The organism is Streptomyces sp. NPDC102279 (assembly GCF_044766365.1).
Lineage (GTDB): Bacteria > Actinomycetota > Actinomycetes > Streptomycetales > Streptomycetaceae > Streptomyces.
On record NZ_JBIWLU010000003.1, the window covers coordinates 547743 to 571238 of the forward strand.

At 72.5% G+C, this 23496-nt stretch carries 18 protein-coding genes; 10 read left to right on the forward strand and 8 right to left on the reverse strand.

Features of this window, described 5'->3' with window-relative positions:
• Window positions 1-6: 6 nt before the first annotated feature.
• On the reverse strand, window positions 7-1653 hold the full coding sequence (locus tag ACIRQH_RS09265) for a penicillin-binding transpeptidase domain-containing protein (protein WP_404224924.1): 1647 nt from the start codon (window positions 1651-1653) through the stop codon (window positions 7-9).
• Window positions 1654-2119: 466 nt separating this feature from the next.
• Between ACIRQH_RS09265 and ACIRQH_RS09270 the strand changes: the two genes are divergently transcribed.
• The 6 genes from ACIRQH_RS09270 to ACIRQH_RS09295 all read left to right on the forward strand — a co-directional run bounded on the left by ACIRQH_RS09270 (window position 2120) and on the right by ACIRQH_RS09295 (window position 10839).
• Window positions 2120-3841, forward strand: a complete 1722-nt coding sequence (locus ACIRQH_RS09270; protein WP_358815467.1) for a thiamine pyrophosphate-binding protein — start codon at window positions 2120-2122, stop codon at window positions 3839-3841.
• A gap of 2 nt (window positions 3842-3843) precedes the next feature.
• Window positions 3844-5376: an asparagine synthase-related protein gene (locus ACIRQH_RS09275; protein WP_404224926.1), complete on the forward strand. Its 1533-nt coding sequence runs from the start codon at window positions 3844-3846 to the stop codon at window positions 5374-5376.
• Window positions 5377-5555: 179 nt separating this feature from the next.
• The gene (gene speB, locus ACIRQH_RS09280; RefSeq protein WP_358815469.1) at window positions 5556-6497 is read left to right on the forward strand and encodes an agmatinase; all 942 of its coding nucleotides are present in this window, start codon (window positions 5556-5558) and stop codon (window positions 6495-6497) included.
• A gap of 70 nt (window positions 6498-6567) precedes the next feature.
• Window positions 6568-7548 (forward strand): clavaminate synthase Cs1, encoded by a 981-nt coding sequence (cs1, locus tag ACIRQH_RS09285; protein ID WP_404224928.1) that lies wholly within the window; start codon window positions 6568-6570, stop codon window positions 7546-7548.
• 164 nt (window positions 7549-7712) lie between these two features.
• Entirely contained in the window at window positions 7713-8903 is a 1191-nt protein-coding gene (gene argJ, locus ACIRQH_RS09290) for a bifunctional glutamate N-acetyltransferase/amino-acid acetyltransferase ArgJ (RefSeq protein ID WP_388876006.1), read from the forward strand.
• Between the two features lie 268 nt (window positions 8904-9171).
• Window positions 9172-10839: an ABC transporter substrate-binding protein gene (locus ACIRQH_RS09295; protein ID WP_388930176.1), complete on the forward strand. Its 1668-nt coding sequence runs from the start codon at window positions 9172-9174 to the stop codon at window positions 10837-10839.
• Here ACIRQH_RS09295 and ACIRQH_RS09300 read toward each other — a convergent pair.
• Both ACIRQH_RS09300 and ACIRQH_RS09305 read right to left on the reverse strand, forming a co-directional pair.
• The gene (locus ACIRQH_RS09300; RefSeq protein ID WP_404225026.1) at window positions 10815-12158 is read right to left on the reverse strand and encodes a LysR family transcriptional regulator; all 1344 of its coding nucleotides are present in this window, start codon (window positions 12156-12158) and stop codon (window positions 10815-10817) included. The genes ACIRQH_RS09295 and ACIRQH_RS09300 overlap by 25 nt on opposite strands.
• 372 nt (window positions 12159-12530) lie before the next feature.
• Entirely contained in the window at window positions 12531-13280 is a 750-nt protein-coding gene (locus ACIRQH_RS09305; RefSeq protein WP_388876010.1) for an SDR family NAD(P)-dependent oxidoreductase, read from the reverse strand.
• Between the two features lie 313 nt (window positions 13281-13593).
• On the opposite strand from ACIRQH_RS09305, the gene ACIRQH_RS09310 reads away from it, so the two are divergent.
• Genes ACIRQH_RS09310 through ACIRQH_RS09325 form a run of 4 tightly spaced genes read left to right on the forward strand, consistent with a single transcriptional unit; the run spans window position 13594 to window position 17382 of the window.
• Entirely contained in the window at window positions 13594-14820 is a 1227-nt protein-coding gene (locus tag ACIRQH_RS09310; RefSeq protein WP_358815475.1) for a cytochrome P450, read from the forward strand.
• On the forward strand, window positions 14817-15089 hold the full coding sequence (locus ACIRQH_RS09315) for a ferredoxin (RefSeq protein ID WP_388876013.1): 273 nt from the start codon (window positions 14817-14819) through the stop codon (window positions 15087-15089). Before ACIRQH_RS09310 ends, ACIRQH_RS09315 begins: the two co-directional genes overlap by 4 nt.
• Window positions 15090-15097: 8 nt before the next feature.
• Window positions 15098-16399, forward strand: a complete 1302-nt coding sequence (locus tag ACIRQH_RS09320) for a serine hydrolase (protein ID WP_358815476.1) — start codon at window positions 15098-15100, stop codon at window positions 16397-16399.
• Entirely contained in the window at window positions 16396-17382 is a 987-nt protein-coding gene (locus ACIRQH_RS09325) for an EamA family transporter (protein ID WP_388876019.1), read from the forward strand. The genes ACIRQH_RS09320 and ACIRQH_RS09325 overlap by 4 nt, the downstream gene beginning before the upstream one ends.
• 171 nt (window positions 17383-17553) lie before the next feature.
• Here the strand turns inward: ACIRQH_RS09325 and ACIRQH_RS09330 are convergent, their stop codons facing one another.
• The 5 genes from ACIRQH_RS09330 to ACIRQH_RS09350 form a co-directional block, all read right to left on the reverse strand.
• Window positions 17554-18585: a GNAT family N-acetyltransferase gene (locus ACIRQH_RS09330; RefSeq protein WP_388876022.1), complete on the reverse strand. Its 1032-nt coding sequence runs from the start codon at window positions 18583-18585 to the stop codon at window positions 17554-17556.
• Window positions 18582-20294: an ABC transporter substrate-binding protein gene (locus ACIRQH_RS09335; protein ID WP_404224932.1), complete on the reverse strand. Its 1713-nt coding sequence runs from the start codon at window positions 20292-20294 to the stop codon at window positions 18582-18584. Before ACIRQH_RS09335 ends, ACIRQH_RS09330 begins: the two co-directional genes overlap by 4 nt.
• Window positions 20291-21541, reverse strand: coding sequence for a GNAT family N-acetyltransferase (locus tag ACIRQH_RS09340; protein WP_404224934.1), 1251 nt, complete (start codon window positions 21539-21541; stop codon window positions 20291-20293). The genes ACIRQH_RS09335 and ACIRQH_RS09340 overlap by 4 nt, the downstream gene beginning before the upstream one ends.
• Window positions 21538-22836: an ATP-grasp domain-containing protein gene (locus ACIRQH_RS09345; protein WP_404224936.1), complete on the reverse strand. Its 1299-nt coding sequence runs from the start codon at window positions 22834-22836 to the stop codon at window positions 21538-21540. The genes ACIRQH_RS09340 and ACIRQH_RS09345 overlap by 4 nt, the downstream gene beginning before the upstream one ends.
• Window positions 22837-23026: 190 nt before the next feature.
• The gene (locus tag ACIRQH_RS09350; protein WP_358815482.1) at window positions 23027-23428 is read right to left on the reverse strand and encodes a hypothetical protein; all 402 of its coding nucleotides are present in this window, start codon (window positions 23426-23428) and stop codon (window positions 23027-23029) included.
• Between the last annotated feature and the right edge of the window lie 68 nt (window positions 23429-23496).

The window sequence follows — 23496 nt, forward strand, 5'->3', positions numbered from 1 at the left end:
CGGGGCTCAGCCGAGGTTCTTCAGGAACCTGGCCGCGATCGGGCCGGCGTCCGAGCCACCGGAACCGCCGTCCTCCAGGAGGACCGACCAGGCGAGTTCGCGGTCGCCCTGGTAGCCGATCATCCAGGCGTGGGTGCGGGGCGGCGTGTCGTTGCCGAACTCGGCGGTGCCCGTCTTGGCGTGGGGTTCGCCGGGTAGGCCCTTGAGGGCCCGGCCCGCTCCGTCGGTGACGGTGGCGCGCATCATCTCGCGCAGGCTGCCGACCACGCCCGGCTCCAGCCGGGCGGAGGCCTCGTAGCGCTTCCTCACGGCGTCCGGCACCAGGACGGGCTGCTTGAAGGCGCCCTCCTTGACCGTGGCGGCGATGGAGGCCATGACGAGCGGGGAGGCCTGGGTCCTGGCCTGGCCGATGGTGGAGGCGGCCTTGTCGTTGTCGCCCGTCGCCACCGGGACGCTGCCGTCGTACGTGACCGTGCCCGCGTCCCAGGAGCCGCCGATCCCGAACGCCTCGGCGGTGTCGTGCAGCGCCGAGGCGGACAGCTTGCCCCGGGCCCCGACGAAGAAGGTGTTGCAGGAGTGGGCGAACGCGTCCTTGAACGTCGAGCCGGCGGGCAGCACGAACTGGTCCTGGTTCTCGAAGCGCTGGCCGTTGACGTAGGCGAACTTGGGGCAGTCGGCCTTGTCGGAGGGCCGCATCCCCTGTTTCAGGAGGGCGGCGGAGGTGACGACCTTGAAGGTGGAGCCGGGCGGATAGCGGCCCTCCAGGGCGCGGTTCATGCCGGAGGGCAGGTTGGCCGCCGCGAGGATGTCCCCGGTGCTCGGGTCGATGGCGACGAGGGCCGCGTTCTTCTTGACGCCGTCGAGTGCCGCCGCGGCGGCCTCCTGCACCTTCGGGTCGATGGTCGTCCGCACCGCCTTGCCGGCGTCCTTGCCGGAGCCGGTGAGCCGCTTCACGACGCGGCCGCTCTCCCGTTCCACGACGACGACGGACCGGGCGGCCCCGCCGCCTCCGGTGAGCTGCTTGTCGTAGCGGGCCTGGAGTCCGGAGATTCCTTTTCCGGTCTTCGGGTCGACGGCGCCGGCGAGGGACGCGGACTGCAGTTCGTCGCCGTTGCGGTCCAGGATCTCCGCGCGCTCCCGGGACTTGAGGGCGAGGGTCTGACCCGGAACCATATCCGGGTGAATGAGAGGTGTACGGAATTCGACCGTCCAGCCGCCGCTCTTCCGGATGAGCTGGGCCTTCGAGTGCCACTGGTAATCCCCGGCTCCCGAAAGGACCATCTTCACGGTGAACGGAATCTCGACTTCCCCTTCCGCTTCCCGTTTTCCGGTGCCCGCCGTGATCTCCGTCCTGGTCGGCTCCAGGTTCGTCATGACGGACTTGATCAACGACTCGGCGTTGTCGGGGGTGTCCGTCAGCCGGCCCGCCCGCTGGGCGTCGCCCGACGCCCACGCGGTCAGGAACTTGTCGAGCTGCCCGGTGGCGGCGGTCACCTGGGGATCGTCCCCGTCGTCCCCGACCAGGGCGTTGTGTGCCCAGTAGCCGATTCCCGCGGTCGCCGCAAGTGCCACAAACGTTGATACGACGGCGCGACGGCGGGACCTGCGCCTGTCGTACCGCGGGTGGTCGACGTAGCCGTCCGAACGAATCATGTGGCGCAGATTAATCGTCCGTCGCTCTCCGGTCTCTCCCCGGACGCACGGTTCAAGACAAGGTAAAGGAGAAAGAAATCATGGACGGGTGGTGGCGGGTATCCGACCCCTCCGCTTGGCCGTGGCGGGGACCCGGCCGAATACGCCCGGGTGGTCTGGCCGGGAACGAGCGGTCATTCGCCTTTAGTGGTCTAGACCTCAGAAGAAAGGGCCGCCTGATGGATCCGTACCGGGATCAACAGTGGCCTGAACTCATCAGGAACGGGGTTCACCGATAAGCGATATCGGACGAACTCTGTCCGATTTGAAGAGAGTTGAATCGGAACCCATTGTTCCACCCGGTCTTCGGATTCTCTCCGCGCACTCCCCGGCAGGCTCCCCGATATGGCAGGGAGAGGCCGCGAAGAGCGGCCCTGGTCAGGGTTGCCGCGACGTGTTCACCGCTGACCGAGTCTGGAGACCATCCATGTCCCGTGTATCGACCGGCCCCAGCAGCAAGCCGACCGCAGCGCACGCGCTCCTCGCGCGACTGCGTGACCACGGCGTGGAGAAGGTGTTCGGCGTGGTCGGCCGCGAGGCCGCGTCGATCCTCTTCGACGAGGTCGAGGGGATCGACTTCGTCCTCACCCGGCACGAGTTCACCGCCGGCGTCGCCGCCGACGTGCTCGCCCGTATCACCGGCCGTCCGCAGGCCTGCTGGGCCACGCTCGGCCCCGGCATGACCAACCTCTCCACCGGCATCGCCACCTCGGTCCTCGACCGGTCGCCGGTCATCGCGCTGGCCGCCCAGTCGGAGTCGCACGACATCTTCCCCAACGACACGCACCAGTGCCTGGACTCCGTGTCGATCATCGCGCCGATGTCCAAGTACGCGGTGGAGCTGGAGCGTCCGCACGAGATCACCGACCTCGTCGACTCCGCGGTGACCGCCGCCATGACCGAGCCGGTCGGCCCCAGCTTCATCTCGCTGCCGGTCGACCTGCTCGGTTCCTCCGAGGGCATCGACGCCGAGGCGGAGCGCCCGCCGGCGAACACCCCGCGCAAGCCGATCGGCGCGGTGCAGGACGGCTGGCAGAAGGCCGCCGACGAGGCCGTCGAGCTGTTCCGGTCCGCGCAGCACCCGGTGCTGGTGGTCGGCGCCGCCGCGATCCGCTCCGGCGCGGTGCCCGCGATCCGCGCGCTGGCCGAGCGGCTGAACGTGCCGGTCATCACGACCTACATAGCCAAGGGTGTCCTGCCGCACGGACACGAGCTGAACTACGGCGCGGTCACCGGCTACATGGACGGCATCCTGGACTTCCCCGCCCTGGAGACCCTGTTCGGCCCCGCCGACCTCATCCTCACCGTCGGCTACGACTACGCCGAGGACCTGCGGCCCTCGATGTGGCAGAAGGGCGCCGAGAAGAAGACCGTCCGCGTCTCGCCCACCGCCAACCCGATCCCGCGCGTCTACCGGCCCACCGTCGACGTCGTCACCGACGTCCTCGCCTTCGTCGAGCACCTCGACGCCGCGACCGCCCCGTTCCCGGCCAAGAAGCGCCACGACATCGAGCCGCTGCGCGCCCGGGTCGCCGAGTTCCTCGCGGACCCGACGGTGCACGAGGACGGCATGCGGGTCCACCAGGTCATGGACTCCATGAACACCGTCATGGAGGAGGTCGCCGAGTCCGGTGAGGGCACGATCGTCTCGGACATCGGCTTCTTCCGGCACTACGGGGTGCTGTTCGCCCGCGCCGACCAGCCCTTCGGCTTCCTCACCTCGGCCGGCTGCTCCAGCTTCGGCTACGGCATCCCCGCGGCCATGGGCGCCCAGCTCGCGCGCCCCGGCCAGCCCACCTTCCTCATCGCGGGCGACGGCGGCTTCCACTCCAACAGCGCGGACCTGGAGACCATCGCCCGCCTCAACCTGCCCATCGTGACGGTCGTCGTGAACAACGACACCAACGGACTGATCGAGCTCTACCAGAACCTCGGTCACCACCGCAGCCACGACCCGGCGGTCAAGTTCAACGGCGTCGACTTCGTCGCCCTCGCCGAGGCCAACGGTGTCGAGGCGACCAAGGCGACCGACCGGCAGGAACTACTCGCCGCGCTGCGCAAGGGCGCCGGGCTCGGCCGCCCGTTCCTGATCGAGGTCCCGATCAACTACGACTTCCAGCCCGGTGGCTTCGGGGCACTGAGTATCTGATCATGGCCTCCCAGGACCTTCCAGCGGCCTTCGGGTTCCTGGCCTCCGCTCGCCCGAGCGGGGGCCGGGCCCCCCGAGCCGCCTTCGCCACCCGGGGCACCCACACCGGCGTCGACCTGAGACTGCGCTCGCAGACCCTCGGCACGACCCTGGTGCACACCCCCGGGACCCCGCCCGACGCCGCCCTCGCGCACGACACCGACACCGCCGTTGTGCTCGCCGGGGAGATCTACAACCGCGGCGACCTCTCCTCCGTCCTCGGATCCGGCGCCGGCTCGGCGGGCGACGCCCAGCTGCTGCTGGACCTGCTGCGCCGCTACGGCCTGCACGCCTTCCGCCTGGTCAACGGCCGCTTCGCGGCGGTCGTCTGCTCCGGTGGGCGGGTGCTGCTGGCCACCGACCACGCCGGCTCCGTCCCGCTGTACGTGTGCGCGGGCCCCGGCGAGGTCACGGCCTCGACCGAGGCCAAGACCCTGTCCGGACACGGCGGTCCGCGCGGCTTCCCGTTCGCGGACGCCCGCCGGGTGCGCGGCCTTCCCGGCGTCTACCAAGTGCCCGCGGGCACCGTGCTGGACATCGACCTCGGCACCGGCACGGCAGCCGCGCACCGTACCTGGGCGCCGCCGCTGGCCCGCCGCGTCATGGACGAGAGCGAGGCCGTGGACGCCGTGCACGCGGCGCTCGACCGGGCGGTGGGCGCCCGCGTCACCCCCGGCGCCACCCCGCTGGTCGTGCTGTCCGGCGGCATCGACTCCTCCGGGGTGGCCGCGCTCGCCCACCGGGCCGCCGGGCGGATCGACTCGCTGTCGATGGGCACCGACGTCTCCGACGAGTTCGCGCAGGCCCGCACGGTCGCCGACCACCTCGGCAGCCGGCACCGGGAGATCGTCGTCCCGACGACGGACCTGCTCGGCCAACTCCCGTACGCCGTCTGGGCGTCGGAGTCGGAGGACCCGAACATCATCGAGTACCTGCTGCCCCTCGTCGCGCTCTACCGCGCGCTCGACGGGCCGCCCCGCCGCGTGCTCACCGGATACGGCGCCGACATCCCGCTCGCGGGCATGCACCGTGAGGACCGGCTGCCCGACCTCGACACGGCGGTCGCGTACGACATGGCGACGTACGACGGGCTCAACGAGATGTCGCCGGTGCTGTCCGCCGTGTGCGGCCACTGGTCCACGCACCCGTACTGGGACCGTGACGTGCTCGACCTGCTCGTGTCGCTGGAGGCGGGGCTCAAGCGCCGCTACGGGCGCGACAAGTGGGTGCTGCGGGCGTCGATGGCCGAGCTGCTGCCCGAACAGACCGTGAAGCGGCCGAAGCTGGGCGTCCACGAGGGCTCCGGCACCACCTCGTCCTTCTCGCTGATGCTGCTGGAGGAGGGCATCGCGGAGCGCTCCGTCGACGCGGCCAAACAGCAGGTCGTGCGGTTGCTGTTCGACCGCACCGTGGTGGGGGGCGAGGACCCGGGCCAGGTGAGCACCACCGAGGTGGTCCGCTCGGTCGCCGAGCGGCTGCGACGGGGTGCGGCATGAGCGCGCCCACCGACCGCACGGAACCGAACTCCCTCACAGCCGGCCGAGGATCCGCCGGCGGCGGCCCCCGCGTCCGCGCCGGCCGGCCACCGCGTGGCCCCAGCACCAGGCCGTACACCCGCCGCACGGTCCCGGCCGGGACCGTGCGCGCCGACGACCTCCCGGAGGGGAACTGAGCCGTGGAACGCATCGACTCGCACGTCTCGCCCCGCTACGCGCAGATCCCCACCTTCATGCGCCTGCCGCACGACCAGGATCCGCGCGGCTACGACGTCGTCGTCATCGGCGCCCCCTACGACGGCGGCACCAGCTACCGGCCCGGCGCCCGCTTCGGACCCCGCGCGATCCGCAACGAGTCCGGGCTCATCCACGGCGTCGGCATCGACCGGGGCCCGGGCACCTTCGACCTCATCAACTGTGTCGACGGCGGCGACATCGACCTCACGCCGTTCAACATGAACATCGCGATCGAGACCGCGCAGCGTCATCTGGCGGAACTGCTCAAGAGCAACGCCGCCTTCATGATGCTGGGCGGCGACCACTCCCTGACCGTGGCCGCCCTGCGGGCCGTCGCCGAGCAGCACGGGCCCGTCGCCGTCGTGCACCTGGACGCGCACTCCGACACCAACCCCGCGTTCTACGGCGGCCAGTACCACCACGGCACACCCTTCCGGCACGGCATCGAGGAGAAGCTCATCGATCCGGCCGCCATGGTGCAGATCGGGATCCGCGGCCACAACCCGAAGCCCGACTCGCTCGACTACGCCCGCGGCAACGGCGTCCGCGTCGTGACCGCCGACGAGTTCGGCGACCTCGGTGTGGCGGGCACCGCGGACCTCGTACGGGAACGGGTCGGGGGACGGCCCGTGTACGTGTCGGTCGACATCGACGTCCTCGACCCCGCCTTCGCCCCCGGCACGGGAACCCCCGCGCCCGGCGGTCTGAGCTCCCGCGAGGTCCTCGCCCTGCTGCGCTGCGTCGGCGACCTCAGACCGGTGGGCTTCGACGTCATGGAGGTCTCGCCCCTGTACGACCACGCCGGGATCACCTCCGTCCTGGCCACCGAGATCGGCGCCGAACTGCTCTACCAGTACGCCCGCGCCCACCGCGCCCCGGCGTAGCCCCGAGGCCGTTCCGGCCCGACGCGGCCCGCGCACCGTCGCATCCAGACGCAAAGGAGACATCGCACCCATGGCTTCTCCGATCATCGACTGCACCGCCCACCAGGAACACCTGCGTGCCCTCGCGGCCGAACTCCCCGAGGTGCCGCGCGCCGACCTGTACGGCTTCCTGGAGCAGGCGAAGGCCCTGTCCGAGCGGCTGCCGCGCGACATAGGCACCGCCCTCGACAGGTTCAACGCCGAGGGCACCGAGGACGGCTATCTGCTGCTGCGCGGACTGCCGTTGGAGACGGAGGGCGAGCTGCCGCCCACGCCCGTCTCCACACCCGCGCCGGCCGACCGGGGCCGGCTGCTCATGGAGGCGATGCTCGCCCTGGCCGGCCGCCGGCTCGGACTGCACACCGGCTACGCCGAGTTGCGCTCCGGCACGGTCTACCACGACGTGTATCCCTCGCCGGGCGCGCACTACCTCAGCTCGGAGACCTCCGAGACGCTCCTGGAGTTCCACACCGAGATGGCGTACCACGTCCTCCAGCCGAACTACGTCATGCTCGCCTGCTCCCGCGCGGACCACGAGCGCCGGGCCGAGACGCTGGTCGGCTCGGTGCGCAAGGCTCTCGCCCTGCTGGACGAGGACACCAAGGCGCGGCTCTTCGACCGCAAGCTGCCGTGCTGCGTGGACGTCGCCTTCCGCGGCGGCATCGAGGACCCGGGCGCGATCGCCGAGGTCAAGGCGCTGTACGGCGACGCGAAGGACCCGTTCCTCGGCTACGACCGTGAGCTGCTCGCCCCCGAGGACGCGGGCGACAAGGAGGCCGTCGCCGCCCTGTCGCAGGCCCTGGACGACGTGACGGAGGCCGTGAAGCTGACCCCCGGTGACCTCCTGATCATCGACAACTTCCGTACCACGCACGCCCGTACGCCGTTCAGCCCGCGCTGGGACGGCAAGGACCGCTGGCTGCACCGGGTGTACATCAGGACGGAGCGCAACGGGCAGTTGTCGGGTGGTGAACGGGCGGGCGACGTGGTGTCGTTCTCCCCGCGCCGCTAGGCAGATTGCCGCCGGACGGTCGTCGGGCCCTCTTCGCGCACCCCGATCCTGGCCCCGGGGCGCGCGGAGGGGGCCGCGGCGCGTTCGGCTCGTTCTCGGTGGCGCCCCGAGCGGTGCGTGAAACGCTGGCTCACTGCAGGTAACACAGACGGGAGACGATGGACATGTCCGACTCCACATCGACGGCTCGGGCGACGCCGCTGGGCTTCGTCGTGCACACCGCTCCGGTCGGTCTCGGCGACGACGGGCGGGACGACTTCACCGTGCTCGCCTCGACCGTCCCGGCCCAGGTCAGCGGGGTGTTCACCCGGTCCAGGTTCGTCGGGCCGAGCGTTCTGCTGAGCCGCGAGGCCGTCGCCGACGGACAGGCGCGGGGCGTCGTCGTGCTGGCCCGCAACGCCAACGTCGCGACCGGCGGGGAGGGCGAGGCCAACGCGCGCGAGATCCGTGCCTCGGTCGCCGCCACGCTCGGCGTGCCCGCGTCGGAGGTGCTGGTCGCCTCCACCGGCGTGATCGGCCGCCAGTACCCCATGCCGCAGATCCGCGAGCACCTCAAGTCGCTGGCCCTGCCCTTCCCCGAGGGCGGCTTCGACCGGGCGGCCCGCGCCATCATGACCACCGACACCCGGCCCAAGGAGGTCCGGCTGCGGTGCGGCGCCGCGACGGTCGTCGGGATCGCCAAGGGTGTCGGCATGCTGGAGCCCGACATGGCGACGCTGCTCACCTTCTTCGCCACCGACGCCCGCCTCGACCCGGCCGAGCAGGACCGGATCTTCCGGCGGGTCATGGACCGGACGTTCAACGCCGTCAGCATCGACACGGACACCTCGACCAGCGACACGGCGGTCCTGTTCGCCAACGGGCTGGCCGGCGACGTCGATCCCGAGGAGTTCGAACAGGTCCTCCACGAGGTCGCCCTCGCGCTCGTCAAGGACATCGCGAGCGACGGTGAGGGGGCGAGCAAGCTCATCGAGGTGCGGGTGACCGGGGCACGGGACGCCGCCCAGGCCAAGCGGGTCGGCAAGACCGTCGTCAACTCGCCGCTCGTGAAGACCGCCGTGCACGGCAGCGATCCCAACTGGGGACGGGTCGCGATGGCGGTCGGCAAGTGCTCCGACGACACCGACATCGAGCAGGACGCGGTGCGGATCCGGTTCGGGGAGACGGAGGTGTACCCCGCGGGGTCCGCCGACGTGGTGGAGGAGGACGCCGTACGGGCCGCTGTCGCGGAGCACCTCAAGGGGGACGAGGTGGTCATCGGGATCGACCTCGGGATCGCCGAGGGGGCGTTCACCGTGTACGGCTGCGACCTCACCGAGGGCTACGTCCGCCTCAACTCGGAGTACACGACCTGACGTCCGCCCCGGCGGGTTCTCGCCCCCGCCGCCCCTGCCCGTCCCGTACCTGAGGGCTGCCGCCCCCGGGCGCCCGCTTCGGCCTGTACGGCCTCGTCCTCATTCGCCGGACGGGCCGGAGCCTTCGGGCGGGTCCGGGGGGGGCGCCCCCGGGCACGGGTATGCCGACCCCGCAGTCGCTATGCGTCCCCCTGTCCAGCGGCCCTGCGGACGGTGTCCGGCCCCCACGATGAGGGCGGAAAGCATCCGCGAGGAGGGCTGCAGGGACATGGAGAGCACGAGGACATCTGCCGGCGAGGCCGGGTACGACGCGGGCGTCCGGGGCGTGGTGAGGCCGGGCGACGCACTCGGCGGCACCCTCCGCCTCGTCCGCACCGACGACTTCGACTCGCTGGACCCGGGCAACACGTACTACGCGTACACGTGGAACTTCCTGCGCCTGATCGGGCGGACGCTCGTCACCTTCGACACCGCGCCGGGCAAGGACGGCCAGCGCCTCGTGCCGGACCTGGCGGAGTCTCTCGGGGAGGCCTCGGAGGGCGGCCGGGTGTGGACGTACCGGCTGCGCGAGGGACTGCGGTACGAGGACGGCGGCCCGGTCACCTCCGGCGACGTCAAGTACGCGATAGCCCGCAGCAATTACGGCACGGACGTGCTCGGCGCGGGACCCACCTACTTCCGGCACCTGCTGGGCACCGAGTACGGCGGGCCGTGGCGTGAGCCCGAGGCCGACGGGCCGGTCACCCTGGAGACCCCCGACGAGCGCACCCTCGTGTTCCGGCTGGCCGAGCCGTTCGCGGGGATGGACCTGCTGGCGACGATGCCGAGCACGACCCCGGTGCCGCGCCGGCTCGACACCGGCGCGGCGTACCGGTTGCGGCCGGTCGCGACGGGCCCGTACCGCGTGGTCTCGTACACGCGCGGTGAACTCGCGGTCCTGGAACGCAATCCGCACTGGGACCCGGAGACCGACCCGGTCCGCAGGCAGCGGGCGGAGCGTATCGAGGTCCACCTCGGCAAGGACCCGCACGACGTGGACCGGATGCTGCTCGCCGGGGAGGCGCACATCGACCTCGCCGGGTTCGGCGTCCAGCCCTCGACGCAGGAGAAGATCCTGGCCGACCCGGCGCTGCGCGCCGACGCCGACAACCCGCTGTCCGGGTTCACCTGGATCTACTGCCTGTCGAGCCGGATCGCGCCGTTCGACAACGTGCACGCCCGCCGTGCCGTGCAGTTCGCCACGGACAAGGCGGCGATGCAGGAGGCGTACGGCGGTTCGGTCGGCGGGGACATCGCGACGACCATCCTGCCGCCGACCATCGACGGCCATCAGGACTTCGACCGCTACCCGGTGGGACCCGAGGGGCGCGGCGACCTCGACGCGGCGCGTGCCGAACTCGCCGCCGCCGGGATGCCCGACGGGTTCCGTACGAAGATCGCCGCCCGCAAGGACCGGCTGAAGGAGTACCGGGCGGCCGAGGCGCTGGCCGCCGGGCTCGCCCGGGTCGGGATCGAGGCCGAGGTCCTGGACTTCCCCTCGGGCGACTACTTCGACATCTACGGCGGCTGCCCGGCCTATCTGCGCGAACACGGCATCGGGATCATCATGTTCGGCTGGGGCGCCGACTTCCCCGACGGGTACGGGTTCCTCCAGCAGATCGTCGACGGCCGGGCCATCAAGGAGCGCGGCAACCAGAACATGGGCGAGCTCGACGACCCGGAGATCAACGCCCTGCTCGACCGCGGGGCGACCTCCTCCGACCCGGCCGAGCGCGCGGAGATCTGGCACCGGATCGACCGCCTCACCATGGAGCACGCGGTGATCGTGCCGTACCTGTATCCGCGCTCGCTCCTCTACCGGCACCCGGACGCCCGCAACGTCTACGTGACCGGGTCCTTCGGGATGTACGACTACGTGGCGCTCGGGGCGAGCTGAGACACCGCGCGCGGGTCCTGCCGGTGGGTTCCCGTGACCACCGGCAGGGCGAGGCTCCGGCAGGACTGCGCCGCCTCGTGGAACTCCGCCTCGAAGCGGCCCAGCCGGTGCAGGAAGCTGCGGGTGGACCCGGTGAGGTCCGTACCCCGTGCGCTGCGCAGCAACAGCTGGGTGCCCAGGCCGAGTTCGAGCCGGTGGATGCGGCGGGTCAGCGCGGACTGGCTGATGGAGAGCACCGCGGCCGCCCGGTTGATGCTGCCGTGCCGCGCCACCGCCCGCAGTACGTGCAGGTCGTCGACGTCGAGCTTCCGGGTGCCCTGCGCGGCGTCCGGCGCCGTGGGCGCGGCCGGTGCCGGACCGCCGGTGCGGGCGGCTCCGGTCGTTCGCTCGCGGTACCAGCGTGTCCACCAGGGCTCGGCGAGCAGGCCCGGGTGACGGTCGGCGAACCGCCGCAGATAGCGGTCGGCGAGCAGCTCGGCCAGGTGCTCCGCGAGGGCGCCGGGAACGACCGTCGGGTCGACGAGGAGGCTGGTGGAGCGGTGGGGGCGTTCCACGACGGACCGGTGCACCACGGAGGGCGCGACGACGGCCGGGCGGGTCGGGGAGCCGAGGCCGATCGCGTCGCCGCGCCGCAGCATGCCCCGGGCCACGGAGGCCCCGGTGACGTGCAGGGCGGCGGGGGCGGGCAGCCCGGCCGTCTGGAAGACCCGCGCGACCAGGACCTCGGAGTCGGGTCCGACCTCGGACACCCAGGTCTCGTCCCGCAGATCGGCGAGCGAGACCGCGCCGCCGCCGGCCAGCCGGTGGCCGTGGGGCAGGGTGACCCACAGGGGGTCGTCGAGTACCGGGTAGGTGCGCACGGGGCGTTCGACGGACCGGCCCGGGGCGTCCAGGCTCCAGGTGTGCGCCGCGTCCACGTGGTATCCGGCGAGCCTGCGCATGACCTGCTGGGGTGTGTCGTGGTGCACCGACAGCAGGATGTCCAGGGCGGCGGCGGCGTCCTCGACGACGTCCTCCAGGAACGGTTCGGCGGAGGCGATGGCCAGGACGGCCGGGGCGTCGACGGCCTCGGGCCCGTGCCCGAAGATGTCCGTCCGGACCGCGAGGTCGACCTGGCGGAAGAACCGGCGGCCGGCGGCCAGCAGGCGCGAGCCCGCCGAGGTGAGGCGTGCGGTGTGCCGGCCGCGCAGGGTCAGCGGCAGTCCCACCGCCTTGTCCAGGCGGTCCAGTTGGCGCTCCACGGCGCCGCCCCGCGACCCGGTCCGGCGGGCGGCCTCGGCGAGGTCCCCGCACTGCCCGACCGCGTCCAGCAGGGACAGGTCGGGGCGGGTGAAGGGGAAGCCCGCGGGGACGGCGCCGGGGGCCGCCGGCGTGGGGGGCGCGGCGGTGGCGGACGCCGGAGCGGTCGTGGCGGTGGGGGATGGGGATGGGGGAAAGGATGTCGGCCGGTCGGGAACAGAGGCGAGTGCAGGATGTACCGCAGGCGTTATTTCTGACCCGGAAGACAATGTCGGTTTCCTTTGTGGTCAAGGACTGTGCCGTGTGATTGTCCGCAGTGGCTCGATGAATTCGAAAGTGGCCGAATTCTCCGTTTGTCGCTGCGGTGATGTTAGGCACGTCCTCTCTCCGGGCTCTCCTCACTTCGGGAGAGGCACCGGAGACCGTCCGGAGACCGGGTGCGGCGGGGCCGCTCAGGCCTGGTCGGTCGGGCGGATGAAGATCTCGTTGACCGTCGCGCGGGCCGGCGCGGTGACGGCGTAGCGCACCGCCTCGGCGATGTCGGTGGCCTGCAACTGCCGGATCTTGGCGACCCGTTCCTCGATCGCGGCCTTCGTCGGCGCGTGGGTGATGTGCTCGCGCAGTTCCGTCTCGACCGTGCCCGGCTCGACGACCACCACGCGCACCCCGCGTTCGGTGACCTCCTGGCGCAGCCCCTCGCTGAAGCCGTTCACGGCGAACTTGCTCGCGTTGTAGCCGGCCGCCCCGCGCCCTGCCACGCGGCCGGCGATCGAGGAGATCTGCACGACCGTGCCCTGGCTCCTGAGCAGGTGCGGAAGGGCCGCGTGGGTCATGTACATCAGCCCGAGCACGTTGGTGTTGATCATCCGGGTCCAGTCGGTGGTGTCGGCGTCCTCGACGGGGCCGAGCAGCATGATCCCGGCGTTGTTCACGAGGATGTCGAGGCGCCCCAGGGTCTCCACCGTGGACCGTACGGCGTCGGCCGCGGCCCGCTCGTCGGTCACGTCCAGTTCGACGACGTGCACGGTTGCTCCCGTCGCGGCGAGTTCGTCCGCGAGCGCGGTCAGCCGGTCGACCCGGCGGGCCGCGACGGCGACCGCCGCGCCCTCCGCGGCGAGCGCTCGCGCGGTGGCCGCGCCGATGCCCGAACTCGCGCCCGTGACGAGCGCGACTTTTCCCTGCAGTGCTGACGTCTTGGTCATCGTTCTCCCCGGGGGCGAGTTCCGGTGTGTGGACAGGTCCGGGAATTCGGCCGGGCCGCCGGGCCGATTGGGCCGGGACACCTGCTCATTTCGGCCGGGACGCCGGACCAATTCAGTCGGGACGCCGCGACGTTAGCAGCAGGGCCGTGGCCGGGTGAATGGCCGAAGGAGCAGCTGGTTATGACTGTTTCCGGCCGGTTATGCGCGCCGGGCCGCCAGGCCACGACGCCTCCGGGCGGGCACGGCAGATTGGGACGGCGACAGCACGTCGGCGCGACCCCGGTGCAGCGACCTGCGCAGCGATAGGCGGTGGATGATGCAGAACGACGCGGCACTCCAGGACGAGAAGGCGGCCCCCTCGTACCCGATGCCACGGGGCTGTCCCGTGGACCCGCCCCCGCAGCTCGCCGGACTGCGCGCCGGTCCGGCCGCGAGCAAGGTCACCCTGTGGGACGGCAGCAGGGTCTGGCTGGTCACCTCACACGCCGGGGTACGGGCCGTGCTCGGCGACCGCCGGTTCACCGCCGTCACCAGCGCCCCGGGCTTCCCGATGCTGACCCGCACCTCCCAACTGGTGCGCGCCGCACCGCACACGGCCTCCTTCATCCGCATGGACGACCCGGACCACTCCCGGCTGCGTTCGATGCTCACGCGGGACTTCCTGGCCCGGCGCGCCGAGGAGATGCGGCCGGTGCTGCGGGAAATGCTCGACGAGATGCTGTCCGCGCTGGTCTCCTCCGGCGAGCGGCCCGTCGACCTCGTCACCGGTCTCACGACATCCGTGCCCTCCAAGGTCATCACCCTGCTCTTCGGGGTGTCCGAGGGGGACTTCATCGAGAGCCGCAGCGCGATCCTCATCGACCGCGGTTACACGCCGGACCAAGTGGCCGCCGCCCGAGACGAGTTGGACGGCTTCCTGCGTGACCTCGTCGAGGAGCGGGTCGCCGACCCGGGCACCGACCTGGTGAGCCGGCTGGTGACCGAGCAGGTGCGCACCGGCCGGCTGAGCGTGGAGGAGCTCGTGCCGATGTGCCGGCTGCTGCTGGTCGCCGGACACGGCACGACCGCCAGCCAGGCCGCGCTCAGCCTGCTCAGTCTCGCCACCGACCCGAACCTGGCCGGCGCGCTCGCCAAGGACGAGAGCCTGCTGCCGAAGGCGGTCGACGAACTGCTGCGCTTCCACTCCATCGTGCAGAACGGGCTGGCCCGCGCCGCCGTCGAGGACGTCCGGCTCGACGACGTGACGATCCGGGCCGGGGAGGGCGTCGTCCTCTCGCTGGCCGCCGGCAACCGTGACGAGGGGGTCTTCCCGTCCCCCGACACCATCGACCCGCACCGCGACGCCCGCCGCCACCTCGCCTTCGGCCACGGCATCCACCAGTGCCTCGGCCAGTGGCTCGCCAAGGTCGAGATCGAGGAGATGCTCGCCGCCGTCCTGCGCTGGATGCCCGGTGTGCGGCTCGCGGTGCCCTTCGAGGAACTGGACTTCCGCCACGAGGTGTCGAGTTACGGGCTCGGCGCACTGCCGGTGACCTGGTGAGCGACGAGCACGAGCCGAGCGGCACGGACCCGGAGCCGGGCGCGGAGAAGGGCGCGGAGCGCGGGGGAGGCCTGACGATCGCCATCGTGCCCGACGCCTGCTGCGCCATGGGCCGGTGCGCCGCGGCCGAGCCCGATCTCTTCGACCAGGACCCGGTCACCGGCACCGTCGTCCTGCTCGACGCCACCCCCGCAGCCGCCCTGCACGCCTCGGCCCGGCTCTGCGCCGAGCTGTGCCCGTGCGGCGCGATCACGGTCACCGAGAGCTGAGTGGAGCGATGATGATCCAAGCCCCTGGTTCCCCGTCCGCCGCCCCGAAGGCGGCGCTCGCGGCCGACGACTCCCCGATGGGTGAGGCGGCGCGCTGGGCGGTCGGGCTGCTGACGGCACCGGACCTCGCGGCGGACGGCGTCACGGTCGAACGCTTCGTCCCCACCTTCCCGCCCCGGCGCAGCCAGGGCTTCTCCGCGACGCTCGGCGAGTGGCGCGAGAAGGGGCCGTTCACCGTCCTGGACTACCAGCCGATCGCGCACAAGGGCTGGGTCACCCTGGCCGGCCCGACCGGTGTGCGGCACACCCTGTCGCTCACCCTCGACTCCTCCGGGCTGATCCGCATCCTCACCTTCCTGCCCGAGATCCAGATCCCGGAGATCGCCGACTGGGCCGCGCTGGAGGACGTGCTGCGCACTCCCGGCGTCGACCACTCCGTCCTCGCGGCGCGTCTGACGCCCGACGGGATCGAGGTCCTGCACGCGTCCGACGCGGACCGGCCGATGCCCACCGGGTCGGCGTACAAGCTCTACGTGATGCGGGCCCTCGTACGGTCCGTCGAGAACGGGGAACTGACCTGGGACGACGAGGTCACCGTCCGGCCCGAACTGCGCAGCCTGCCCACCGGTGACATGCAGGATCTGCCGGACGGCACCCGTGTCTCCGTGCGCGAGACCGCTTACAAGATGATCGCGATGAGCGACAACACCGGTGCCGACCTGATCGCCGACCGGATCGGCCGGGAGGCCGTCGAGCGGGCCGTCGCCGCGTCCGGGCACCACGACCCGGCGCTCCTGCGGCCCTTCCTGACCAGTCACGAGGTCTTCGAACTCGGCTGGGGGGAGGCCGCGTCGCGTACCGCGTGGGCGGAGCGGGACGAGGCGGGCCGGCGCGACCTGCTGCGGACGATCGCCCGTCCGATGACGGTGCGCGGCTCCGACCTCGGCGAGACCGTGCACCGGCTCGGCCTCGACTGGCACATGACGGCGTACGACGTCCTGCACGTCCTCGACGGGCTGCGCGGCGACAGCGCGCGGGACACCACCGGGACCGTCGAGCACATCCTGACCGCCTACCCCGGCATCGCGGTCGACCCGGCGCGATGGAGCAGGGCCTACTTCAAGGCCGGCTCCTGCCCGGGCGTGATGATGTTCTGCTGGCTCCTGGAGGACGGGGAGGGCACCGCGCACGTGCTGGTGCTGCGCCAGTCCGCGGATGAGCAGAAGCCCATCGGCGACGGTCTCTTCCTGCGCGGACTCGGCTCGCGCGTCGTCAACTCCGGGCTCCTGAAGGCGAAAACCGCCCGGTGAGCGTCCGGGACCGACTCCTCGCCGTGCTCGTCGCCGTGCTGTGGGGACTGAACTTCCTCGCGGTGCGGGTCGGGCTCGACCACTACCCGCCGTTCTTCCTCTCCGCGCTGCGTTTCGTCGTCCTCGCCGTGCCGGTGATCCTCTTCGTGCCCCGCCCGAAGGTCCCGCCGCGCTGGCTGGTGATCTACGGACTCGGCTTCGGCGCCATGCAGTTCGGGCTGCTCTTCCTCGCCATCGACCAGGGCATGCCCTCCGGGCAGGCCTCGGTCGTGGTGCAGGCGTCGGCGCCCTTCACCATGCTCCTCGGCGCGCTGCTGCTGGGTGAGCGGATCTCCCGGCGGCAGTTGGCCGGCGTCGCGGTCGCGGTCGTCGGCATGTCCGTCATCGCCGTGGAGCGGGCCCGCAGCGCCGCTCTGCTCCCGCTGTTGCTGACCCTGCTCGCGGCGCTCGGCTGGGCGTTCGGCAACATCGCCAGCCGGCAGGCGCGGCCCGATCACCCGCTGCGGTTCGCCCTGTGGATGTCGGTCGTTCCGCCCGTTCCGCTGCTGGCCCTCTCGGCGGCCATGGAGGGCCCCGGTACCGGCTGGCGCGACTTCGGCGCCTCGTTCTCCGCCGACGGCTGGCCCGGCCTGGTCGCGCTCGTCTACACGGCGCTGGCCGGTTCGGTGGTCGGCTCCGGCATCTGGACGACCCTGCTGAAGCGGTACGAGGCGGGGAAGGTGGCGCCGTTCTCCATGCTGGTGCCCGTGGTCGCCGTCCTCGGCGCCTGGCTGGCCCTCGGCGAGCAGCCGACGGCCTGGTCCGCGATCGGCGGCGCGGCGGTCGTCGCGGGCGTCCTGGTGGGAACCGGCTGGAACCCCTTCAGGCGCAAGGGCGCACCGGCCGGGGACGCCGCGGGCCCGCCCCCGGTGGAGGGCGGCGGAACGGTTCCCGCGCAGGCGCGAACGCCCGCACGCGACCAGCCCCCCATCGTGCGGCGCTGACTCCGGCACCAAGGGGGGCGGACGCGAGCGGCGAGGCCCGTGCCGCTCCCGCGGTGTCGGTCCGTGGCCCGCCGCTGGACCGGTGACGCGCGGCGCCGACGACGCGAAGGCCGTGCCCGCTCGTCCGGCGAGCGGGCACGGCCTTCACGCCTTCCTTCACAGAGCCTCGGGTCAGTGGGATCCGGATGCCCCGACCAGACCCGTCCAGGTCGTCCAGCGGTCCGTCGGGGTGAAGCCGAGGGCGGCGTTGACCGCGATCATCGCGGTGTTGTCCTCGGCGTTCGCCGTCTCGATCAGCCGGACGGCGGGTTCGTGCCGCAGCACGTACTCCAGGTTCGCGAGCTTCAGCAGCGTGCCCAGCCGGTGGCCGCGGTGCGCACGGTGGACGACGGTCATGCCCTGGAGCGCGTAGCCGGGATTGCCGGTGGTCTTGGAGACGCTGGTGTAGCCGGCCAGCCTTCCGCTCGCCTCGTGCAGCACACCGGTGTGGTACGCCTTCCGGCCGCGCCCCACCCGCATGGTCTCGAACTCCCGCGCGTAGCTGGTCCCGACCTCCTGGTCCTCGTCGAACGACTCGTCGCCCAGGGACTGTTCGAGCACCGAGACCCGTACCGCGTACGCGTCGGGCGTGATCGTCCCCCAGGTCACCAGCGAGTAGCCCGCCGGGACGGCGGGGAGCCCGGAGGCGAGCGGGTCGTGGAGGGCGAGGTCGAGCCACTGGTGCACGCCGGCCGGCGCCGCCGCCCGCCGCGCGCCGGCCGCGGCGGCGAAGGCCGCCGGAGCGGTGTCCCGCACGGGACCGCCGGGCAGGGCCTCCACGACGGTCCCGGAGAGCACGGAACGGCCGTGTCCGGCGGCGAGTTCGGCCGCCCGGCCGTACAGCGCCCGCCCGATGCCTTGGCGCCGCAGCTCCGGATGGACGAGGAGCTGGTCGACCCGGGCGACGTCCGCGCCGTCGGGCAGCGCGAGCCGCAGCGCGCCGACGACGCGGTCGCCCCGGCCCTCGTGACGGACGACCCAGTCCTCCAGTTTGGTCGCGGGCGGCGGGAAGCGCAGCGAGCCCGTCATGTCGGCGGCGCAGGGCGGCGCGGCTCCCGGCACGTCACCGGCCGCGTCGTCGAGCAGCGTCAGCCACTGGCGGACGGTGGTCTCGTCGTCGGCGGCCAGCGGACTGAGGCGCAGGCCCCGGGTGCTGTCGTTCACGGTGTGTTCTCCCGGTCGGTGCTCTCGGCGCGGTCGGGGGCGACGCCCATCGCCTGGACGTCGTACAGCCCGAAGGCGGGATGGACGTAGACGTTCGTGACCCAGGGGTTGCGGAAGTGCAGGGTCTTGTCGTGGACCAGGGGGAGGATCACGGCGTGGTCCATCACCAGGCGCTCGATCTCCCGCCAGTGGCTCGCGCGTTCGGCGGGGTCGGTGGTGTGCAGACTCCGGTCGACGAGGTCGTTGACGCGCGGGTCGTCGAGTTCGGAGATGTTCCAGTTGCCGCCGTTGCGGCGGATCTGGCGGCCGTCGACGAGGGGTGCGAGGAAGCCGTACTCGGTGGGGAAGTCGGCGCCCCAGTCGGTGACGACGAGCCCGAGTGCGTGCTCGCGGATCGTGTCCGGGTGCCCGGCGCCCAGGCTGAAGTAGCTGGCGACGTCCAGCTCCTTCACGGTCAGGCGGATGCCGACGCGGGCCACCGACTCCACCACGGCGTCGGCGACGAGGCGGAACTTGCCGCGCTGGGTGCCGATCACCGCCTCGAAGCCGTCCGGCAGTCCCGCCGCCGCGAGTTCGGCGCGGGCCGCGTCGAGGTCGCCGCGCAGGTCGACTCCGGTCGGGTAGGGGTCGAGGGCCTGGTGGGCGGGGAGCCGGGGCGGGAAGAGCGCCGTGGTCAGGTCGCCGCCCATGACCGGTCCGCCGCGGGCCTGTTGGAGCAGGATCTTGTCGGCGGCGTAGTGCACGGCCCGCCGCGCGTGCACGTTGTCGAACGGCGGGACGTGCGGCTGGATCGAGACGAAGTGCAGGAAGCTGGTGCGCGGGTTGTCGGTGCGGGAGCGCAGTACACCGTCCGCCGTGACGCGGCTCTGCGCCGCGTGCTGCAGGCCCCTGCCTTCGAGGTTGATGTCGAACTCGCCCGCGATCAGGCGCCGGTCGAGCTCGTCGACGTCCACCCCGATGGTCAGCTCGACCCGGTCGGGCAGCGCCGGGCGGACCGGGTCGCCCGCCCGGTCCCAGTAGGGGTTGCGCTCCAGGTGCAGGAAACGTCCCGGCCGGTGCGCGGCGATGCGGTACGGGCCGCTGGAGCGCGGGTTCTCCCCGTACTCGGCACCGAGGTCGGCGCGGCGCGGTACGGGGGCGGCGGCCGGCTGCGCCATGAGGTGGTCGAAGTCGGAGAACGGCCGCCGCAGCCGGAAGACGATCGTGCAGTCATCGGGCGTGAGCACCGACTCCAGCGGTTCGTCGCTGCGGTACGGGCCCGGGTAGGGCCGTGCCGGATCGTCCAGGAGGGGGATGAGGTACGTCGGTCCGCCGGGCAGCACGTCCTGTGCGAACACCCGCTGCACGGCGTTGCGCACGTCGTCGGAGGTGATCGGCGAGCCGTCGTCGTAGCGCAGGCCGGGGCGCAGCCGGTAGGTCCAGGTGCGGCCGCCGTCGCCGACCTGCCCGGGGCCCTCGGCGAGGTCCGGGACGGGCACGAGCCCCGCGGGGCCCGCGTCGGTGGGATACGCCATGAGGGTGCGGTTGAGCATCCGCTGGAGCAGCCAGACCCAGACGTAGTAGGTGCGGGCCGGGTCGAGGGAGTCCACGTCGGCCGAGGACACCAGCCGCAGCGTGCCGCCGCGCGCGGTCGAGGGGTTGACCGTCGCTCCGACGGCGGCGTTCCAGCCGGCACCCGCGCGTGTGAGTCGTTCCGTTCCGGTGCTCATCGTGTGGTCGTCTCCCGGTCGGAGGTGCGCGGGGGAGCGTCCGTCCCCCCGGCGGGGTGTCCGGCTCCGGCCGTGGTCCGGGCCGTCACCGGGCGGGGCACGGAGGCCGTGGCGCCGGATCCAGTGCGGGGCAGCCGGAGCAGGAACGCGTGCTCCTCGCTCGCCAGGCAGCCGCGGGCGAGTTTCGCCTCGATGCTGCCGATCCCCGCGTGCAGGACGGACACGCCCTCGCGGGCGGCGGCTTCGAGGACGCGGTAGTACAGGACGTCGTAGTAGAGCGGCAGCTTGCCCTGGGCCTCGTAGTCGAATCCGGCGCGGTGGCCGAACCACTGCTCCTCGCCGCGTGCCCGGGACCGCAGCACCATGCCGAAGCCGATGATGCTGCCGTTCTGGCGCGCCACCGAGACCATCGCGTCGTCGCCCATCACCTCGGAGATCCAGCTGAGGAGCCCCGCCGAGTGCTCGGGGCTCGCCGGATTGCCGTACTTGCGCAGCAGGTTGCAGTCGAGCTCGCCGAGGCGCGGCGCCAGCGCCTTGGTGAGCGGTTCGAGGTGCACCTCGACCTTCGCCTCGGCGAGCGCCCGGCGCTCCAGACGCACCCGGCGGCGCCGGTGCTTGCTCATCCGGGCGAGGAACTCGTCCCAGCCGCCGGGCGGGATGGGCAGCCAGGCGTAGTGCGCCGACAGGTGCGAGCGGTAGCCGCGCGCGTGCAGCAGATCCACCAACGCGGCGTCCCGGACGTCGACATGGGGGAAGCAGACGCTCGCCGCGCCCCGCTCCCGCGCGAGCTGCTCGGCCCGCTCCACCAGGGCCTCGACGTCGCCCGGCTCCGCGTGCGGGCCCGCGAGGGCGCGGGTGCGGCCCAGGTGCCGGCCGCCGCACACCAGGGACGGCAGCAGGGCGGCGGGATCGCCCCCGGCGACCTCCCGCAGGACGGCCTCCGCCTCGGGCGTCCCGCCGTCCTCCAGCGCCCGGGAGAGCATCGCGTCCGGACGGGCCAGCAGCCACGGCACCGCGTCGTCGGCCCACGCGGCGACGAGTCCGGCGACGGGGGCGCCGTCCCGGTGCCGCATCAGGAAGTCCATCGTGGTGCCGGAGTTGCGCTCCTGCACCGCGAGCCAGCGCGAGGTCTGGAAGAAGTCCTCGGCGCCGAGCAGTCCGTCCCAGCCGGCGCCCGGCAGGCCGGCGGCGTCCGCCACCGGCCGCACGTCGCCGCGGCCGGCCGCATACGGACCGGTGCCGGTCACAGCTCCCTCGTCCCGTCCTCGACGACGAAGTCGAGGTGGGCGGCGGCCTTGTCGGCGAGGGCCTGCGCCTCCAGGCGGTCGGGTCCGCTGCAGTAGGTGAAGCCGACGCAGGCGGAGTTGTCCATCCGCTGGAGCAGGTGGTCGCCCTTCTCCACGTGCAGCAGCACCTGTACGCCGGGCACCGAGGCGGCGGCCTCCACGCCGTCGACCCGCTGAAGGATGCCGCGCCGCTGCGGGTAGATCATGCGGACGGCCGCGCCGCCGGAGTGCCGGACCGGTTCGATCGCCGGGACCTCGCCGATCGTGAGGAGCCAGGCGTCCAGGATGGGGCTGCGCCCGGTGACGTCGGTGACGAGCATCGTCATGCAGCTCGACGGGGTGCGCGGGTTGGCCTCGATGACGCGCCAGCCGGACTCGGTGCGCCGCACCTCGGTGTGGCAGGGGCCGTGGTCGTAGCCGATGGCCTCCAGGGTGCCGATGACCGCCGCGTAGAGCTGGTCGCGTTCCTCGTGGGGAAGCGGCACGGGGAAGGTGTGGCCGCACTCGATGTAGGCCGGGTCGCCGAAGAGGTCCTTCGAGGTGACGCCGAAGACGTGCGTGTGCCCGTTCACGGTCATGGTCTCGACGCTGACCTCGACGCCCTCGACGTACGTCTCCAGCAGCACGTCCCCGGAGCGCGGCTGGCCGCGCAGGCTCCGCCGGATGCCGGACAGCTCCTGCCAGGCCTCGACGAGCTGGGCCATGTCGTCGACGCGGCGCACCCCGTAACTGATCGCCTCGGCAGGCGGCTTGGCGATCATGGGGAAGCCCAGCCGGCGGGCCGCCTCGTCCAGCTGTCCGGGGCCGCTGACCAGCATGTGCGGGATGTTGTAGGGCACGTCGCCGAGCGCCACCCGCAGCCGGTCCTTGGTGTTGGCCCGCTCCACGGCCGCCGGGTCGGGGCCGGGCAGGCCGAGGCGGCGGGCCGCCTGCGCGGCGAGCACCGTGTGGTAGTCGGAGAACGACGTGAGGCCGTCCACGAGGGGTGTGCCGTCCTCGCCGGTCACCACGGACAGCACCGCTTCGAGGTCGGTGGTGTCGACGTCGACGACCCGGTCGACCGCGGCGGCGAGCGGGTGCGCGTCCCAGTCGTGCCCGTGGGTGTACCAGGACCGGTCGCCGGTCAGCAGCCACACCTCCAGACCGTGCTCGCGGGCCTGGTGCAGGCCGAGGACGAACGGGTGGTTCTGCATGTGCTCGACGATCGCGATGCGCTTGCCGACGAACATCGCGTAGTCGGCCAAGGGTGTTGTCATGGGGACCGCCTCCATGGTCCCGCCCGCCGATCAGGTCGGGGGCGGTGCAGTCGACTGGCGTTGAACACCAGTTGACCGTGCCGGTCCCGCGGCGGCCATGAATCGGGTGGTCACACGCATAGGCGGTCGGCTAGGCGCATAGGAACACCGCGCCGGGCGCCACCGCGCCCGGCCCTTCGTGCGGGGCCGCTCACGCCGGGCGCGGCTGAGCCAATGCCGCCAGTCCGCCGAGGACGGCGAACAGGGCCAGGAACGCGGCCGTGGCCCCGTGTCCGACCGCGTCCTCGACGACGTGACCGCCGATCAGGAACCACGCCACCGTGCCCGCGAGCAGCAGGAGGTGGTTGCCGCGTTCGCCGAGCAGGCGCATGCCCGCCCACAGCAGCAGCGGCATGGACAGGGCGCCGGCGATCCCGGCGAGCAGCGATTCGAGGGACCCGGCGAGGAAGGCGTCCTCGCTCGCGTCGCGCACGCCCTGCGCCCAGGAGCGGCAGGACGTCCAGATCCCGTAGCAGACGACGGCGGACACCGCGGCGACGGCGGTGCCCTTCGCCCAGCGGGTGGCCCGGCCGGCGGCGGTGCGGTTCGTCATGGTGGCAGCCTTCCATGGCAAGGGGACGGGGGCCCGGGTGCGTGCACCCGGACCCCCGCCCTCATCTC

What these genes read in the sequence shown, in the direction of transcription:
- ACIRQH_RS09265 (WP_404224924.1), bottom strand. Translation starts at nt 1,653, where the DNA reads ATGATTCGTTCGGACGGCTACGTCGACCACCCGCGGTACGACAGGCGC.
- ACIRQH_RS09270 (WP_358815467.1), top strand. Translation starts at nt 2,120, where the DNA reads ATGTCCCGTGTATCGACCGGCCCCAGCAGCAAGCCGACCGCAGCGCAC.
- ACIRQH_RS09275 (WP_404224926.1), top strand. Translation starts at nt 3,844, where the DNA reads ATGGCCTCCCAGGACCTTCCAGCGGCCTTCGGGTTCCTGGCCTCCGCT.
- cs1 (WP_404224928.1), top strand. Translation starts at nt 6,568, where the DNA reads ATGGCTTCTCCGATCATCGACTGCACCGCCCACCAGGAACACCTGCGT.
- argJ (WP_388876006.1), top strand. Translation starts at nt 7,713, where the DNA reads ATGTCCGACTCCACATCGACGGCTCGGGCGACGCCGCTGGGCTTCGTC.
- ACIRQH_RS09295 (WP_388930176.1), top strand. Translation starts at nt 9,172, where the DNA reads ATGGAGAGCACGAGGACATCTGCCGGCGAGGCCGGGTACGACGCGGGC.
- ACIRQH_RS09305 (WP_388876010.1), bottom strand. Translation starts at nt 13,280, where the DNA reads ATGACCAAGACGTCAGCACTGCAGGGAAAAGTCGCGCTCGTCACGGGC.
- ACIRQH_RS09310 (WP_358815475.1), top strand. Translation starts at nt 13,594, where the DNA reads ATGATGCAGAACGACGCGGCACTCCAGGACGAGAAGGCGGCCCCCTCG.
- ACIRQH_RS09320 (WP_358815476.1), top strand. Translation starts at nt 15,098, where the DNA reads ATGATGATCCAAGCCCCTGGTTCCCCGTCCGCCGCCCCGAAGGCGGCG.
- ACIRQH_RS09335 (WP_404224932.1), bottom strand. Translation starts at nt 20,294, where the DNA reads ATGAGCACCGGAACGGAACGACTCACACGCGCGGGTGCCGGCTGGAAC.
- ACIRQH_RS09345 (WP_404224936.1), bottom strand. Translation starts at nt 22,836, where the DNA reads ATGACAACACCCTTGGCCGACTACGCGATGTTCGTCGGCAAGCGCATC.
- ACIRQH_RS09350 (WP_358815482.1), bottom strand. Translation starts at nt 23,428, where the DNA reads ATGACGAACCGCACCGCCGCCGGCCGGGCCACCCGCTGGGCGAAGGGC.